Origin of the sequence: Faecalicatena orotica (assembly GCF_003149245.1) — a bacterium.
Taxonomy (GTDB): domain Bacteria; phylum Bacillota; class Clostridia; order Lachnospirales; family Lachnospiraceae; genus Faecalicatena_A; species Faecalicatena_A orotica.
Genome location: NZ_QGDL01000013.1, coordinates 169697 through 186749 on the forward strand (window position 1 = coordinate 169697; position 17053 = coordinate 186749).

The following is a 17053-nucleotide window of genomic DNA, read 5'->3' on the forward strand; positions in this document are numbered from 1 at the left end:
GTGCATGCAGGTTTCGGAGGTGTATTTAATGAAGAAAAATTATGATGAGAGAATCAAAAGCCTGATGTCTCAAATGACACTGGAAGAAAAAATCGGACAGCTCCGGCAGTGTGGTCCTTCTTTAGTCGGGGCTTTCGAGGTTAGTTTTGAAGAACTGCTGGATATGATGTTTGACGGGCGTATCAGTGAAGAGGAATTTGGCAGACTGATGAGTACTGCGGAACAGGATTTTCACGAAGATGACCTGAAAGCGGGCAGGATTGGATCCTATAATGGCGTAGGCGATGCGAAGACTGCAAACAGACTGCAGAAAATAGCCGTGGAAGAGACAAGACTTGGTATTCCCCTTTTGTTCGGGTATGATGTAATTCACGGTTTTCGCACAGTAACCCCGATCCCGCTGGCGGAAAGTTGTGCGTGGGACCCCGGGCTCTGGGAGCGGACGGCCAGAATGGCGGCCGAAGAAGCGACCTCCGGCGGTGTCCATATGACATTTGCCCCGATGGTGGACGTCGCAAGGGATGCACGCTGGGGACGCATCAGCGAGGGGGCAGGGGAAGACGTTTTTCTAAATTCTGCATATGGTACGGCCAAGGTTCGTGGATTTCAGGGGGCAGACCTTGAAAAAACAGATTCGATGGCTGCCTGTGTAAAGCATTTTGCGGCATATGGGGCCGTGGAGGCGGGAAAAGACTATGGCCGTGTGGATATGTCCATGCAAAAGCTGTTCGAGGAATATCTTCCGCCGTATAAGGCATGCGTGGATGCCGGGGCGCGGGCAATCATGCCGGCCTTTAATGACATAAACGGTGTGCCCTGTTCTGTAAATGGCTGGCTGCTGAAGCATGTGCTGCGCGAACAGTGGGGATTTGACGGGATGACCATCAGTGATGCCAATGCCATTGCGGAATGCGTGGAACATGGGATTGTCCCGGATAGAAAAACGGCTGCAAAGGCAGCCCTGGAAGCGGGCATGGAGATGGATATGACCTCAAATGTCTATGCCGGGGAGCTTCTAAAACTGGTGCAGAATTCTGAGACAGAAATTGAAACTGTAGACCGTGCCGTGGAACATATCCTCAGGGTGAAGTTTGAACTGGGACTGTTTGACAACCCATACCAGACGGATGAAGAGCGTGAAAAAAGTACATTATTGAAAACAGATCACAGAGCGCTGGCAAGAGAGGCGGCAGTAAAGTCGATGGTGCTCCTCAAGAACGACTGCATGCCGGATAAGGATGGTACCCGGAGAAAATCTGATGCCGGACCGCTTCTTCCTCTTCAGAAAGGCACATGTCTCGGCATTTTCGGGGAACTGGCTGAAGACAAGAAAGAGATGACAGGCGCATGGGCCATTGGCTCCAATCCGGAGGATTGTGTCAGTATTCTGGAGGCATGCGAGCTAAGAGGGATTACGTATAACTACAGCCGTGATGCTGAGAATATAACGGAAATGGCGGCGAAGTCAGATGTTTTCCTTGCCGTGCTTGGTGAAAAGAAAGATGAAAGTGGAGAAGCGGCCAGCAGGGCCGATATCACGCTGCCCGGAGAGCAGATTGCGCTTGTGGAAAAACTGATGGCATCAGGAAAACCGGTGGTCGCGATACTGTTTAATGGCAGACCTCTGTCCATTCCGCATATTGCAGAAAAGGTCCCTGCGATTCTGGAAGCATGGCATCCCGGTACAGAAGCGGGCAGCGCAGTGCTGGATATCCTGTTTGGAGATGCGAATCCAAGTGGAAAGCTGACTGCGACGTTTCCATATGCGTCGGGACAGTGCCCGGTATATTACGCACATATTCAAACTGGACGGCCGGGTGGAAAGTCAAAATTCACTTCCAAGTATATAGACACCCCCCTTGACCCGGTCTATCCCTTCGGATATGGACTCAGCTATACAAAATATGAATACAGCGGTCTGCAGGTGAGATGTGAGGAGTCTGCATTCAGAATCCATGTTAGCGTAAAAAATGTCGGGTGCCGGGACGGAGAAGAGATCGTGCAGTGCTATGTCCAGGATAAAACTGCAAAAAGAGTACGGCCCGTAAGGCAGCTGAAAGCGTTTGAGAAAGTTCTATTAGAGGCAGGAGAGACAAAATCGGTAGAATTCATCATACCATTTACAGAACTGGGATATTATGACTGGAACATGAACTATGTAATTGACCCGGGAGAGTTTGTATTCTATGCCGGTGGAGACTCAAACTGTTCCTTGTGTGAAAAAGCAGTACTACGGGTCTAAGAAAAAATCTCGTAACTGTTCAAAATCTTGAAAAGCTACAAAATATCCACATAAGATGAAAGCTTACTGTTGATATCTTATGTGGATAACTTGATGTAATGCCGGGTCCGATGTGGACGCTTACCCGGTATCTTCATATTTAATTATGGTAAATGCAAAAAATAAATTATATGTTCCAAATCACTGCTCACAAGCCTGTCTGTAAACAGGCATTTTTGCCCTGTACCTGCCGTATGTAATCCTGAATATCCGCTTTCTGAATGTGAAACTTCTGATGTAGTTTTTCACAGACGGTGGATTCCCCGTATCCGTCTTCAAGCAGAATTTCAACAAAAAGCAGGATATCATTGTGGGTAACTTCTTTGGTAACTTCTTTGGTAACTTCTTTGGTAACTTCTTTAGTAATTTCTTTAGCAATTTCCTTAGTTGCCTTTTCCAGATCATCAGCCCATAATTCATGCAGCGCTTCGCACATTGATCTCGCCTCCTCCATTGCCGCGGGGTTAGCCCGCACTATTAAATCCATAGCAGCCTGATAGAGTTTAGAATCTTTATGCTGCTCATAGTCTTCAAACAAAACATTCAGACTCTGGTCAGGCTGTAAGTCTGTACGCAGACTGCCCAGCCATCGGTTCTCTTCCGGGGATAATTCTTTTGATATTAAAATTTGTATTGGAAAGGGGTCACCCTCCAGATAATAAATTCCCGGGGCAGTCTTTCGGACTTCAAGTTTTCGAAAACGTGTAACTTCTTCCAGCATTTTACGCGGATACCTGCTGCAGACGAATGTTATAGTGATATCATCCTGTTTAATTGCATTCGTTTGCTCTGAATTGGACTTGTAAAAGCAGGCATAGCCATAAACCTTATAAAAATCATCAATATTCAGGGTGTCTTCCGGGCTTTTATATTCGAAGATATTATGTCCCTTTAATAATCGGCCCATATTCTTTTTCAACGGTTCAGAGCCGCTTTTTTTAATGACCAGTGCGTCAATCCGCATGGGCATCTTGTTTAATTCCAACTCGGAAAGAAAAATAAGACGATCAGCCTCCTCTCCAAAGTCAATCTGCATGGCGGCAATAAATGCCGGGTGCCATTGCAGCCTTTTATCTGTCATGTATTACACCTCCATTATAGCATGTGAAATGTACGGAGTATATCTGTTTGTAACTTAAAAAGAGCGTCTTACGGTATAAATGGATATGTACAGTGCTCTCTTTGCTATTGTCCACAGTCAGGCCTGTAAACTGTGGGTTCTGTTTCTAATACAGCTTTATTCAATTGTGAAATACAAATCTGGATTTTTTGACGAAAGTCAGAAAATATAATATTCCGGAAATAAAGATTTGTATGGTCAGGATAGCATTGCCAGATAGTAATTTCAATGTGTTTATTGTTGAAAAATCAGGGTATATTGTTGATAATATAAAAAGATGAGAAGTATGGATTCCTGTTCTTCAAAAGGCAACGAATTGAGGTTGTCAAAAGATATGTCGGGTTACGAATAAAAAAAGCCGGATGCAGAAAAGTGATATGAAAAAATGTCGGATTTGGGGTAATTTATAACATGGATTTATACACTGTGCTGCGCTAAACTATAACTATCTTGAACGAAGGTGAAAATAGAACAGGAAAAGGAGAGAGAAAAATGGAAAACGAAATGACGGCAGGTGCTGCAGCAGTTCCGAAGAAAAATAAGGAAGTTACGACAGCATTTAAATGGTTCCATGCAACATCTGTTAACGGCGGGGCTATGTTAATTGCGGCAGTGATAGCAAGCTTTTTTTCAGTATATATGACTGATACCCTGAAGATTCCGGCAGCAGCTTGTTCGATGATTATGTTTGTTGCAACTTTATGGGATGCGATTAACGATCCGATGATGGGAGTGATCGCCGACAGGACACATACAAAATGGGGACGTTACAGACCTTACTTTATTGCGGCCCCCATATTGTTAACATTGTTTTCAACATTGCTTTGGATCGATTGGGGATTTTCAACAACAGGGAAAATTATTTATATTCTGGTTGTTTATGTTGGATATGGAATGACGGTCACGATGTATACAATGCCTCAGGTAGCGATTCTTCCTGCATGTGTTAAGAATAATCAGCAGAGAAACATGATCATTACGATGGGTGCCGGTGTCTGTGCATGTGCATTTACAATTGGAAATACATTTACACCTCAGATCACAGGGTTCTTCCAGGGGATTGGACTCAGCAACGGTTATGTACCGCTTATGCTTATTTGCGGTGTCTTCGCTTTCATATCCTTCTGGGGATTGTTTGGTACTTCAAAAGAGAGGTACTTGCAGCCGGTAGAAAAAGGAACTGCATTCAGAGATATGAAACTTGTTTTAAAGCATAAAGAGTTGTTTCCGAATATCATTGCATGGATCATGGCATCAATGGGATACGGTATGATGTTTTCTACCTCTGTTTACTACATGAAGTACTATTATATGAGGCCTGATCTGATTTCTGCTTACATGGGTGTTATTTCTATAGGCGCTCTGGTTTCTATGGTTGTTTTGATGCCTATTGTATTGAAGATTTGTAAAACCGGGCAAAAAGCATTAATCGTATCTCAGGTGGCTTCTATTATATGCTATGTAATTTTATTCTTCTTTGGAAAATCAAGCTTTACGTTTTTATGTGTAGTGACATTTATTTCATCCTGCTTCTCAGCAATGCAGAATGCACTTGTGAATGTACTGGTAAATGATTCAATTGATTACATACAGTATAAAGAAGGTTTATCGGCAAATGGCGTAATCTCTTCTATCAAGGGATTTGCCCAGAAATGCGGAAATACAGTAGTTAGTTCCGGCATATTGGCCGTTCTTTCAGCATCCGGATATATTGCAGAGGCAATCGGCGGACAGCCTGAATCTACAATGTTTGCATTGAATTTCCTGAAGTTCGGCGCACCGTCCCTGACGGGGATTATCCTGATCATCTGTGTATTCTTTAATCCGGTAGAAAAGTACAGTGCGGAAATTGAAGAGATGAAATCAAAAATGGAATAGTATAGTAAGATATAACCGGACTCCCTGCTTATTGGGGAGTCCCGCTGTATATAGAATGATAAGCAGGGAGGAATTATAATGAAACAGGCAGCAGTCAATCCTTATCTTCCGTTCTGGGAAACAATTCCGGATGGAGAGCCGCATATATTCGGGGACCGGATTTATATTTACGGTAGCCATGATAAATTAAACGGAACTTCTTTCTGTGAGGATGATTATGTGTGCTGGAGTGCACCGGTAGATGATCTTGGAAACTGGCGATGTGAAGGAACTATCTATAAAAAGGAGCAGGACCCGATAAACGGGGCACCGTATGACGGGGGCATGCCTTTGTATGAGCCTTCCTTTACAGGGGAGAATACACGTTTTTTATATGCACCGGATGTGACTCAGGGGCCGGACGGAAGATATTATCTTTACTACGCCCTGGACACGGTTAATGTGATTTCTGTTGCGGTGTGTGATACCCCTGCCGGGACATATGAATTTCTGGATTATGTCAGGCGGGAGGACGGAAGTATTCCCACGGTCGGAAGATGGTTTGATCCCGCGATTCTGTGTGAAGAAAGTGGAAACTACCTGTATTATGGCTTCTGCCCGCCGGTGCGTTTTCCGGGGATGGAGGATGCAAATTACCCGGGGGCGATGATGGTGAGGCTGAAGGATGACATGCATACGATCATAAGTGAACCGGTCTGCGTGGCAAACGGGGTGGACACTGCGTCAGGTACTTCATATGAGGAACATCCGTTTTTTGAGGCATCCAGTATCCGTAAAATAGGAAACTGGTACTATTTCGTTTATTCCAGTCTGCAGGGACACGAACTGTGTTATGGGATGTCTAAGAGTCCGGAGGGACCTTTTGCATTTAAAGGTGTCATTGTATCCAACGGCGATATAGGATATCAGGGAAACACGCTGCCGGTCAACTACACAGGAAACAATCATGGCGGATTGATAGAAATAAAGAAGGATATCAAAAATGTGTCGGGCGAAGAAATGGCCGGAAATGAGCAGGCTCGTGAGATCTATATTTTCTGGCACAGACATACACACGGAACAGCATTCAGCCGTCAGGGCTGCGCTGACCGGGTTCAGATTTTGGAGGATGGAACAATTCCGCAGGTTGAAATCACGAGCTGCGGCCTGAATGGCCGGGCACTTCCGTCTAAAGCATCCTACAGGACATATATTGCATGCCATCTGACGGAGGGAGACAGGACAAAGGTAGGGCAGGTCATAATGAGCATGCCGGGACAGCCCCTGCCTCCTCTCCCGGAAGAAATGCCTTATATCACAGAAGAACTGGACCGCAATGCGGAACATGGACTATACCCTTATATACACAATATGCGGGCAGGCGCTGCGGCGGGGTTCAAGTATTTCCGGTTCGACGGTAATGAGAAGTCTATACGGCTTACACTGCGGGGCAGAGGAGTCATGGAAGTCCTGCTGGATTCTTTGGAGGGGCAAAGAATTGCCGGGGTTCCAGTTGGCGGGCCAGAAAGCAGTGAAGCATGGACAGAAGTATCGGCGAACATGGAGAGGGTCGAAGGGGAGCATGCATTGTACTTCAGGGTAAAAGAGGGGAATTTGGATTTCGCGGAATTTAGAATACAATAGCATTAAAGATTGATAAAGGAAAAGGACCAGCACTTACGGCAGGTCCTTTTCTATTGCAATCACTTAGAAATGATGAAAACAGCGCAGTTTTTTCTTGAGAAAAGTACAGAGAACCCGATAGATTATGTGGCAAAATATAAAGAGGAGTTATTCGAAGAGACAGAATGTGAAGATCCGGGGAAAAGCGAAGAACCTACAGATGTGGAGCCTGTGGAAGCAGAGGAAGAACCTTGTACTGATGTTTTGTGTCCGCGATGCGGGGCGGTCATGGTAAAACGCACTGCGGCAAAGGGGAAAAATGCAGGCAGGGAGTTTTACGGATGTTCCCGATTCCCGAAATGCAGAGGGATTGTGAATTTAGATGAAAAAGAAGGCTTCCGGTCCTAAGTAAAGGGCCGGAAGTCTTCTTTTTCCCCTGCGTGCACCTTCCGGTACTCCTGAGGTGACATATGGTAAGTCCCCCGGAATACCCGGGAAAAGTGGTCCGCGGAGTTATAACCGATCTGTTCGGCAATCTCGCTTATCTTCTGGTTTGTATTCGTCAGATAATCTACGGCGTCAGCCATCCGCAGTCTTTTGATCAGTTCTGTAAAGTTATGCCCCGTATTCTGCTTAATCAAAGTACAAAGGTGAGGCTCGCTGTAGTGGAACATTTCCGCCAGCGAGGACAGAGTCAGTGTCTGGTAATTATGCTGGATATACTGCAGTACGAGTGAAAAATCTGATCCCATCTGATAATTATAAAACTGAAGAGTTTTACTGTAATTTCTCAGTAGATTGGAGAATAGCAGGTTAATCCAGCTGATGCAGCAGGTATTGCTATAAACATCATTCTTGTAGCTCTCTCCCATAGCATTGCGCACGATGGTCTTGAGCCATGTATTATTTTCAGCAAAGAACAGGAGATAATTCGCGTGGGAATCATCCTGCAGAATCGTGCGGAAAAAGTAGGAAAGCAGGTCTTTTCTGGACATTAGTGAGAAAAAGGTTGTGTCAAACGTACTTTTTCTGAGCATGATACAGAACACCGTGGAATCATCGTCAATGACCAGGTCATGTTCCGAAGAAGGTGCGATAATACACAGCTCTCCTTCGCTGAGTACCCGGTTTGTTTTCTCAAACACAAAGGTGCAGGTTCCCTGTGCCACATAGTTAATCTCAAAATAGTTATGAGTATGTGTGGATGGCCTTGTATAACGGGGATGCCGGATGATAAAAGCATCCCTTGCCGTAGGGAAGATATCTGTCTCGGCAACCTTGAAATTCAGAGTCTGGCTGGGATTCAGAGTCAGTACCATAGAATCTACAACGCGGTTAAACTCATCATCTGTCATGCTTCCAAACAATTCACTCGAAGCAGGGGATTCAGGGGACGTTTCCAGAAGGAGCCCCTTTTTATATAAATAGTCGGACATCTCCGGGAACTGCATCCTGTTTCCGGTCCGCAGATAATAGTCTTTCATATGCTTCTGAAATTCCCCGTAGGTAATGTAATATGGCATGTCTGTCCTTCCTTTCCTGATTACCAAAAGTATAACAAATGCCGGATTTATATTCAACAAAATAAGCAGGGATATTCAGGAAATTAAATAAACCGTATATATGAAAATAGTTGTGGACATTCAAGAGGGTGACACAGTAACTGAAAATAAGTCGGATAATAAAAAAAATATTACATGGAGGTTATGGTGCGGGTACACTACAATAGTAAGTAGAAAAGGAAAAGAATACAAAATGTGTATCAAAAGGAGAAAAGAGAGCATGATCAGATATAAGGAAAAACCATTTTATTTAACAGACGAACAGGTGAAATGGGTGCATGATACATATGATTCCATGAGTTTTGACGAGCGGATCGGGCAGTTATTCTGCCCCATTGTCTTTACGAAAAACGAAAATGAATTAAAGGAATTAGTGGAAACGAAACATATCGGAGGTATGCTGTACAGAGAGGGGCCGGGAGAAGAGATCAGACAGGCCCATAAAGTACTGCAGGACACATCAAAAATCCCGCTTTTGACAGCCTCCAACCTGGAGTATGGCGGAAATGGTTCGGCAATTGAGGGAACTTATTTTGGCAGGGAAATGCTTGTGGCGGCATCCGGGGATGAAAAAAAGGCGTACCAGCTCGGCAGGGTAAGCTGCAGTGAGGGAGCGGCGGTCGGCGTAAACTGGTCTTTTGCACCTGTTGTGGACCTTGATTTTAATTACCATAACCCGATCACGAATGTCCGTACCTTTGGCTCGGATACGGAAACTGTCATAAAGATGGGGAAAGCATATCTGGAAGCGGCAAAAGAACAGGGAGTGGCAGCTTCGGTAAAGCATTTCCCGGGGGATGGGGTCGATGAGCGTGACCAGCATCTCGTGACAAGTGTCAACTCCCTTTCCTGCGCTGAATGGGATGAGACTTATGGAAAGATATACCGCGAAATGATAGAGGCAGGCACCCTGACAATCATGGCCGCACACATTGCCATGCCTGCATATGAGGAATATTTCGACGGAAAAAAACCGGAAAAAATAATTCCGGCCACATTGTCACCAAATCTGTTGAAACGTCTGCTGCGGGAAAAACTTGGTTTTAACGGACTGATCTCCACAGATGCGACCCCGATGACAGGCTTCTGTGCTGCATGCGACAGGGAGACAGCGATTCCGCTGAGCATCGAAAATGGATGCGATGTCATTCTGTTTAACAGGAACATGGAAGAGGACTTCCGTTTCATGCACAGGGGATATGAAAAAGGAATTCTGTCAAAGGAGCGTCTTGAGGAGGCTGTAAAAAGAATACTTGCAGTAAAAGTATCAATGGGACTCATTGAAAAGCAGAAAAACAAAACCCTTGTACCCGGACCGGAAGCCCTGGAGATTCTGAACTGCGGATTACACGATACATGGGCGAAAGAATGTGCTGACAAGGGTGTGACACTTGTAAAGGATACGCAGAGTTTACTTCCGATCAGCCCGCAGAAACAGAAAAGAATCCTTCTGGAGATGATGGGGGACTTTCCGTCCAATGAAAGAGTCTGCTCGTCCTTCACGGAGAAGCTTGGGAAAGAAGGTTTTGAAGTTACGGTATATGAACCAGAAGGCTTCGAGGTCATGGAAGACTCAGTTACCGCTTTTAAAGACAGGTACGATCTTGTCCTTTATATCGGCAATGTTGAGACCGCCTCCAACAAGACGGTATCCCGCCTGAACTGGCACACGATGTTCGGGCTTGGCAACAATATGCCGTGGATGGTACATGAGGTTCCGGTCATGTTTGTCAGCGTCGGAAATCCGTATCATCTTCTGGACGCACCGATGATAAAGACGTACATTAACGGATACTGTAATTCAGAGTACGTCATCGAGGCAGTTGTTGAAAAAATACTGGGCAGAAGCAGCTTCAAAGGGGTATCACCTGTGGACGCTTTCTGCGGCAGGGAGGACTTAACATTTTAAGATTCTAGGAGTGCAAAGAAAGGAATGGAACATGAGAATTACGAATATAAGGATCAACGGGATCGACAATCCGGCCGGATTTCTCTATGAGAAGCTCATTTTTTCATGGAATGTCCGTGATACGGCAAGTAAAAGACAGACAAATGCAGTGATCGAGGTCAGTGACAGCAGAGACTTTAAAACGATACTCTGTAAAAAGGAGGGGCCGGATTTAAAGCAGGGCGGTGAAAGGCTGGATATGGACCTGAGGCCGCGGACAACTTATTTTTACCGTATTGCGGTAGAGGGCGATGCCAGGGACCGCGCGGTCAGTGATATTTGCACTTTTGAGACGGGGAAAATGGATGAGTGCTGGGATGCCGACTGGATCAGCACGGAAAAAGAGGATACCTTCCACCCTGTCATGACGAAATCCTTTTCCGTTTCCAAAAAGATACGCCGTGCCAGATTATATGCGGCCGGAGTGGGCTTGTTTGAGGCATATATAAATGGGAAGAAACTTGGGGAGGAATATCTGGCCCCCTACGTGAACAACTATGAGAAAACTATTCAGGTCATGACCTTCCCGCTCGATGGCATTCTGAGGGAAAACGGTGGGAATACGCTGGAACTGCTGCTTGGAAAGGGATGGTACATAGGGACCTTCGGGCTGGAAATGCAGAAGGAAAACTACGGGGACCGCATGGCTGCGATTGCAGAGCTGCATCTGGAATACGAAGACGGGACGCACGAATGTATCTGCACGGACAAAAGCTGGAAATATTATGGCTCTGATATCGAGGAATCCGGCATTTATTTCGGGGAGATTCTGAACCGGATGCTGTGGGAGAAAAAGGAAAATCCGCACCGCCCGGTACAGGTTTTGGAACATCCGGAGGATGAGGAAGGGACAAGAAACCTTGCCAAGTCCCATCTGACGGACCGCATCAGCCTTAAGGTTCTGGCAAAGGAAAGAATCCCGGTGCAGGAGGTCCTTCGTACTACGGCGGGGGAGACCGTGCTGGATATGGGGCAGAACTTCGCTGGATATCTCGAATTCAGGGCAGATTTCCTAAAAGGGACGAAGGTCGTGCTTGATTTTGGGGAAATCCTGCAGGGAGGTAATTTCTACAACAAAAATTACCGTGAGGCAAAATCACAGTTTGTTTACGTTTCCAACGGATGTAAAGAGACTGTGCGGGCACATTTTACTTTCTTTGGTTTCCGCTATGTGCGTGTGACGGGATGGCCGGGAGCATGTAAGAAAGAAGATTTTACAGGCCGGGTACTCTATTCAGATCTCCGCAGAACTGGTTATATCACTACTGGAAACGAGAAAATTAACAGATTATATAAAAACACTATATGGGGATTGAAATCCAACTTTATCGATATGCCTACGGACTGTCCACAGAGAAGCGAGCGCCTCGGATGGACCGGAGATGCACAGGTTTTTGCGCCAACCGCAAGCTACCACATGGATACACGCGCCTTCTTCCATAAATTTGTGAAGGATTTGAGAGATGAGCAGCAATATCTGGAGGGCGGGGTTCCAAACTATCTGCCGAATATCGGGCACAAAGAGGATGTAGGAAGTGTATGGGGCGATATCGCCACATTTCTTCCCGATACGCTTTATACATACTATGGAAATCTGGATGAGATGGAGTACTGCTATCCCCTGATGAAAGACTGGGTAGATTATATTGACAGAAAAGATTCCATGAGGGGAAATAGGCAGTATCTGTTCAACTTCGGATTCCATTTCGGAGACTGGCTTGCGCTGGACGGTCCTACCGAATCCAGTTTTAAGGGAAGTACAGACGATGACTATATTGCATCCGTTTACTACTACCGCTCCGCGCAGATTGTGAGAAAGATGGCTCAGAGGCTGGGGAAACAGGAGGATTCAGAACATTACCTTGCATTGGAAGAAAAAATTAAACGGGCAGTTTTACATGAATTCTTTACACCCGGCGGGCGTCTGGCCGTGGATACGCAGGCGGCTTATGTCATTGCTCTGAAGTTCGGACTGTATGTTGACAGAGACAAAACGATAGAACAATTTAAAATACGGTTGAAAAAAGACTGCAACAAGATCAAATGCGGCTTCGTTGGTGCACCTCTGTTGTGCACGGTTCTGGCTGAAGCGGGCCTGTACGAAACCGCATATGACTTCTTGTTTCAGGAAGGTTTCCCCGGCTGGCTGTACAGCGTCGACCTCGGGGCGACTACAATCTGGGAACGGTGGAATTCGGTTTTACCGGATGGAACGATCAGTGATACGGGGATGAACTCTCTGAACCACTATGCGTATGGTTCCGTCATGGAATTTGTCTACGCATATGCGGCAGGAATCCGCCCGATGGAACCCGGTTTTAGGAAGGCTGTAATCGCACCGCATCCGGACATACGTCTGGGAAGTCTGGAATGCCTCTACGATTCTGTAAACGGCCTGTATGTCAGCAAGTGGAGCATTGAGGAAAACGGAACACTTAAGGTGCATATTGAGGTCCCGTTCGGCTGTGAGGCCGAGGCCTGCTTGCCTGGATATCCCGGAGGAAAACAGCTTCTGGGAGCGGGAAGTTACGATTTTGCTTATCAGCCAGAGAAAGACTTGAGAAAGCCGTATCATAGCAAAACCACACTTTCTCGAATTGCAAGGGATGAAAAAGCGATGGAGGTACTTGGCAGATACGCGCCGGCAATCGCAGGAATGGCTGCATCCGGCGATCCGGAAATGGGGGCGAATACACTGGAAGATATTTCGAAGATGGGGTATCTGCCGTTTGAACCAGAACAGCTGAAAAAAGCCATTGAAGAGATCAGTGAACTAAAGGTGGTCGATAAATAAGAGATAAAAATTGGAAGGAGACAGCAGCATGGAACCAACACTGGAGCAGATTTTCGGGACATATATGTCATGGAAGATAGACGATACAACATGGGTGATTAACTTCATGAACGGGACAGAAAACATGTATCTATTGGAAGGGGAAGAAAAAGCCCTTCTGCTTGATACAGGATACGGGGCCGGCAATCTGAGGCCGTATGTGGAACGGCTGACAGAAAAGCCGGTCATTGTGGCAAATACCCACTATCATCCGGACCATTCAGGGGGAAACGGAGAATTTGAGGAGGTTTATGTAAGCAGGGGGGAAAGGATTGATGCTCCGTCTGTTGAAACTCCCGGTGCGGTCCCCTTTGATCTGACACTCCTTCCGTATCCAGATTATAAAAAAATATATATCGGTGAGGGAGATACAATCGAACTGGGCGGCCGGACCGTAGACGTGCTGGATGTCAGACCGGCGCACTGTAACAGCAGCCTGTTTTATCTGGACAGAGGGCACCGAATGCTGTTTAGCGGTGACGAGCTCGAGGCCGGACAGGTAATGATGTTTGATAATTCCAGAAACCCGGAAGCTCCGTATGACGTGGAAGAGAGACTGAAGAACTTTAAAGAGAACTTCCTCAGGCTGAAAGACATGTCAGATTGTTTTGATTACATACTCCCGAACCACAATGGATATCCGATTGCAAAAAGTTATCTTGATGATTATGCAGGGCTTGTAGACAGTATATTTGACGGAACCGCAGCCATAGAGGATAAATTAAACCATCCATTTGTAGAAATGGACCCGGGGGCAGAGAGATTATGCAGGGTGAGATACAGAAATGCAAGTATTTTCATCGAGAAAAAGCAGGTCATGAAAGTGTACGGCGTGAAACCAACCGGTACAAGGATAAGGGAGAAGAGAAGTGAAAGCATTTATATTTGATTTAGACGGTGTGATTGTATTTACAGACAAGTTCCACTATCAGGCGTGGAAGAAGATGGCGGATGAGTTGGGGATTTATTTTGACGAAACTATCAACAACCGGCTCAGGGGTGTGAGCCGTGCGGAAAGTCTGGAAATTATTCTGGAAAAGTATGAAGGAGAGCCGTTGTCCGGTGAAATAAAGGCACAGATGATGGAACAGAAGAATCGCACCTACCGCGAGCTTCTCGCAACAATGACTCCGGATGATGTGACGGAAGAAGTGAGAGAAACGCTGAAAAGACTCCGCGAAAGAGGCCATAAGCTTGCAATCGGTTCTTCGAGTAAAAATGCCGGATTTATTCTGGATAAGGTGGGGCTTACAGATGCGTTCGACGCTGTTTCAGACGGAAATAATATTACCCGTTCGAAACCGGACCCGGAGGTGTTTGTGAAGGCCGGGGAGTTTCTTGGAGTGAATCCCAAGGAGTGTATTGTTGTAGAAGATGCGTATGCCGGGATAGATGCTGCAAAGGCAGCGGGCATGGCATCGGTCGGGATTGGAGATGCATCGGGATATGAGAAAGCAGATTACAGGATAGAAACATTCGGTGAACTGTTGGATATTGGTTGATGTTCATTGGTAAAAAAGTGGTATAATCAAAGAAGTATTTTTTAAGGAGGCAAAAGTTATGTTAACTGAAAAAATTAAGCTTTATGAGGATCGCGATAATGTCACTTTAACAACCTATGTGACAGCAGAGGAAGGGGAAATGAGGCAGCAGGGAAAGCGTCCTGCTATCCTGATCTGTCCCGGCGGCGGATATTTCAGCTGTTCAGACAGGGAGGCGGAGCCGGTTGCACTGAGGTTTGTGTCTATGGGGTACCATGCATTTGTCCTGAGATATTCTACATATGATGACGGAAAAAATACATTCCCAGATCTTTCCAGGCCAGTTGTACCGAAAGAGGATACGAAACATCCGGCGCCTGTCCGTGATATTGGGAAGGCCATGCTCTATATCCGTGAACACGCAAAAAAATGGCTGGTTGACATGGAACGCGTTGCAGTGTGCGGATTTTCCGCGGGCGCCCATAATTCGGCCATGTATTCCGTTTACTGGAACAGCCCCCTGCTGACAGAGTATTTCGGGGTGGAGGCGAATATGCTGAAACCTGCCGCGATTATTCTGGGATATACGCTGAGTGACTATACTTTTATGGAAAAATTTGAAATGAATGAGATGGATACAGCATTTTTTAAGGGGTCAAACACAGCTTACCTCGGCGAGCCTGAACCTTCTGAAGAAAAATTAAGGGAAGTTAGTCCTGCACTGAATGTGACTGAACATACTCCTCCTACATTTTTATGGGCCACGTCCGCAGATGCAATGGTTCCGGTTCAGCACAGCCTGCGTATGGCACATGCCCTCGCAGACCAGAAGGTTCCGTTCGAACTGCATATCTTCGAAGAGGGGGACCACGGCTTAAGTCTTGCTACCCAGGCAACGGCAATATCAAAAAAGATGATAAACAAAGATGCGTCAAAATGGATTGAACTGGCAGAGTGCTGGCTGGAAAAACGGTTTGCGCTTGATCTTCCGGAGAAGACGGAGTTTGAGCGGATGATGGAATTACAGCAGCATTAACACTGAATTGAAGTCCTTCCAGAACTTGATTTTATGTGGGGAACACGGTATGATAGAAAAATGATTTTACCACTAACAGTTACCATATAAGTGTTTTATACAAAGGAAGTGACATAAATGTTCAAGAAATGTATGTTGTTAATATTAAAACCGCTGTCTTTTTTACCGGCGATCCTCATGATGCTGGTCATCTTTAACTTTTCAGCCCAGACAGGGGATGATTCCGGAAATTTGAGCTATACGGTGAGCCACAAGATTGTTACATTTGGGAATGAAGTTCTTCAGAAGAATATGGAGGACTGGGAGATAGATGAGAAGGCCTATGAAATCGAATATCCGGTCAGAAAGCTGGCCCATATGACGGAATATTTTATCCTTGCCGTTACGGTATCTCTTCCCTTCTATGTATATGGTCTGAGGGGCTTTGGACTCATGATCGTTGCAGGGCTTATCTGTGTAGGATTTGCCTGCGGGGATGAGTATCACCAGTCTTTTGTAGACGGCAGGGGACCTTCTGTGAAAGATGTCGGGATTGACAGTATCGGTGTCTTTTTTGGTATTATGGCCGTACGCATCTGTTGCTGGACGTTCCTTGCCCCGGGAAGAATGATGGAGCGCAGCAGGCGCAGATGGGAGCGGAAGAGGGCAAGACAGAGAGAACGGGAAAGAGAGATGCAGCGGCAGAGAAGACGCGGACGCTGATGCGGTATTGGTTAAATAGCAAATATAGATAATCCGGCCACTAAAAAAGTAGCTCCACGGGAATCTTTGTTTTAAGCAGCATGGATTTCTGTGGAGCTATCTACTTCCCGGTATTACTATGCATGGCCTCTGGCCGTGAATAGCAACACCGGCAGAAATTCTTATTTAAATTTAATAGATTATTTATTGAATTCTCATTTTGGATATGATACTCTTAGTCCATCAAAACGGCAGGCGATTCCGCCGGCTCAGAGCCGTTTGACATCTCATTTCGGCGTTTCACTATCGAAACTGTATCCGCGAATGAAAAAACCAAAATAAAGAAGAAATCAGTGTAGTACGCAAAGAAAGGAGCATTGCCTATGCAAAAAGGGCTAAAAAAGTATTTTCCACTAATCAGGACACGAAAGGAGGTGTTAGATGAGATTAACCGCAGTCCGGTATGTTCGTGGCAGTTTGCCCAGTGGAATGATGAACAGAAAAAAGAATTTCTGGATGTATGCACGGGTGTGCGGGGAGTAAAAATGACATATGATTCATTCTTTAAAGAAATTATGAATCCCGATGTTCATCCGGAACGTCTGGAAGAACTGCTTTCCTTATTACTGGG

12 protein-coding genes and 1 pseudogene are annotated in these 17053 nt (G+C 45.7%); 11 read left to right on the top strand and 2 right to left on the bottom strand.

From position 1 onward, the window contains the following. Window positions 1–28 precede the first annotated feature (28 nt). The gene (locus A8806_RS19735; RefSeq protein ID WP_109732905.1) at window positions 29–2242 is read left to right on the top strand and encodes a glycoside hydrolase family 3 N-terminal domain-containing protein; all 2214 of its coding nucleotides are present in this window, start codon (window positions 29–31) and stop codon (window positions 2240–2242) included. A 187-nt stretch (window positions 2243–2429) separates the two neighbouring features. Here the strand turns inward: A8806_RS19735 and A8806_RS19740 are convergent, their stop codons facing one another. Then, window positions 2430–3362, bottom strand: coding sequence for a 3-isopropylmalate dehydrogenase (locus A8806_RS19740; protein ID WP_109732887.1), 933 nt, complete (start codon window positions 3360–3362; stop codon window positions 2430–2432). A gap of 531 nt (window positions 3363–3893) precedes the next feature. Between A8806_RS19740 and A8806_RS19745 the strand changes: the two genes are divergently transcribed. From A8806_RS19745 to A8806_RS19755, 3 genes are all read left to right on the top strand, one after another. Then, window positions 3894–5279, top strand: a complete 1386-nt coding sequence (locus A8806_RS19745; RefSeq protein WP_242996195.1) for an MFS transporter — start codon at window positions 3894–3896, stop codon at window positions 5277–5279. Between the two features lie 78 nt (window positions 5280–5357). Further along, window positions 5358–6902, top strand: coding sequence for a family 43 glycosylhydrolase (locus A8806_RS19750; protein ID WP_109732888.1), 1545 nt, complete (start codon window positions 5358–5360; stop codon window positions 6900–6902). 69 nt (window positions 6903–6971) lie between these two features. Further along, window positions 6972–7289, top strand: a complete 318-nt coding sequence (locus A8806_RS19755; RefSeq protein ID WP_109732889.1) for a topoisomerase DNA-binding C4 zinc finger domain-containing protein — start codon at window positions 6972–6974, stop codon at window positions 7287–7289. Here the strand turns inward: A8806_RS19755 and A8806_RS19760 are convergent. Further along, the gene (locus tag A8806_RS19760; RefSeq protein ID WP_109732890.1) at window positions 7286–8404 is read right to left on the bottom strand and encodes an AraC family transcriptional regulator; all 1119 of its coding nucleotides are present in this window, start codon (window positions 8402–8404) and stop codon (window positions 7286–7288) included. The two genes, A8806_RS19755 and A8806_RS19760, sit on opposite strands and share 4 nt — an antisense overlap. A gap of 259 nt (window positions 8405–8663) precedes the next feature. Between A8806_RS19760 and A8806_RS19765 the strand changes: the two genes are divergently transcribed. From A8806_RS19765 to A8806_RS19795, 7 genes and pseudogenes are all read left to right on the top strand, one after another. Then, window positions 8664–10352: a glycoside hydrolase family 3 protein gene (locus A8806_RS19765; RefSeq protein ID WP_109732891.1), complete on the top strand. Its 1689-nt coding sequence runs from the start codon at window positions 8664–8666 to the stop codon at window positions 10350–10352. A 31-nt stretch (window positions 10353–10383) separates the two neighbouring features. Further along, window positions 10384–13185, top strand: a complete 2802-nt coding sequence (locus A8806_RS19770; RefSeq protein WP_109732892.1) for an alpha-L-rhamnosidase — start codon at window positions 10384–10386, stop codon at window positions 13183–13185. Between the two features lie 28 nt (window positions 13186–13213). Beyond that, window positions 13214–14113: an MBL fold metallo-hydrolase gene (locus A8806_RS19775; RefSeq protein WP_109732893.1), complete on the top strand. Its 900-nt coding sequence runs from the start codon at window positions 13214–13216 to the stop codon at window positions 14111–14113. Then, entirely contained in the window at window positions 14094–14726 is a 633-nt protein-coding gene (gene pgmB / locus A8806_RS19780; protein ID WP_109732894.1) for a beta-phosphoglucomutase, read from the top strand. Before A8806_RS19775 ends, pgmB begins: the two co-directional genes overlap by 20 nt. A 58-nt stretch (window positions 14727–14784) precedes the next feature. Continuing rightward, window positions 14785–15741: an alpha/beta hydrolase gene (locus tag A8806_RS19785; protein WP_109732895.1), complete on the top strand. Its 957-nt coding sequence runs from the start codon at window positions 14785–14787 to the stop codon at window positions 15739–15741. A 117-nt stretch (window positions 15742–15858) separates the two neighbouring features. After that, the gene (locus A8806_RS19790) at window positions 15859–16443 is read left to right on the top strand and encodes a VanZ family protein (RefSeq protein WP_109732896.1); all 585 of its coding nucleotides are present in this window, start codon (window positions 15859–15861) and stop codon (window positions 16441–16443) included. 362 nt (window positions 16444–16805) lie between these two features. Beyond that, window positions 16806–17053 (top strand): annotated as a pseudogene (locus tag A8806_RS19795) (PD-(D/E)XK nuclease family transposase); the annotation flags it as partial.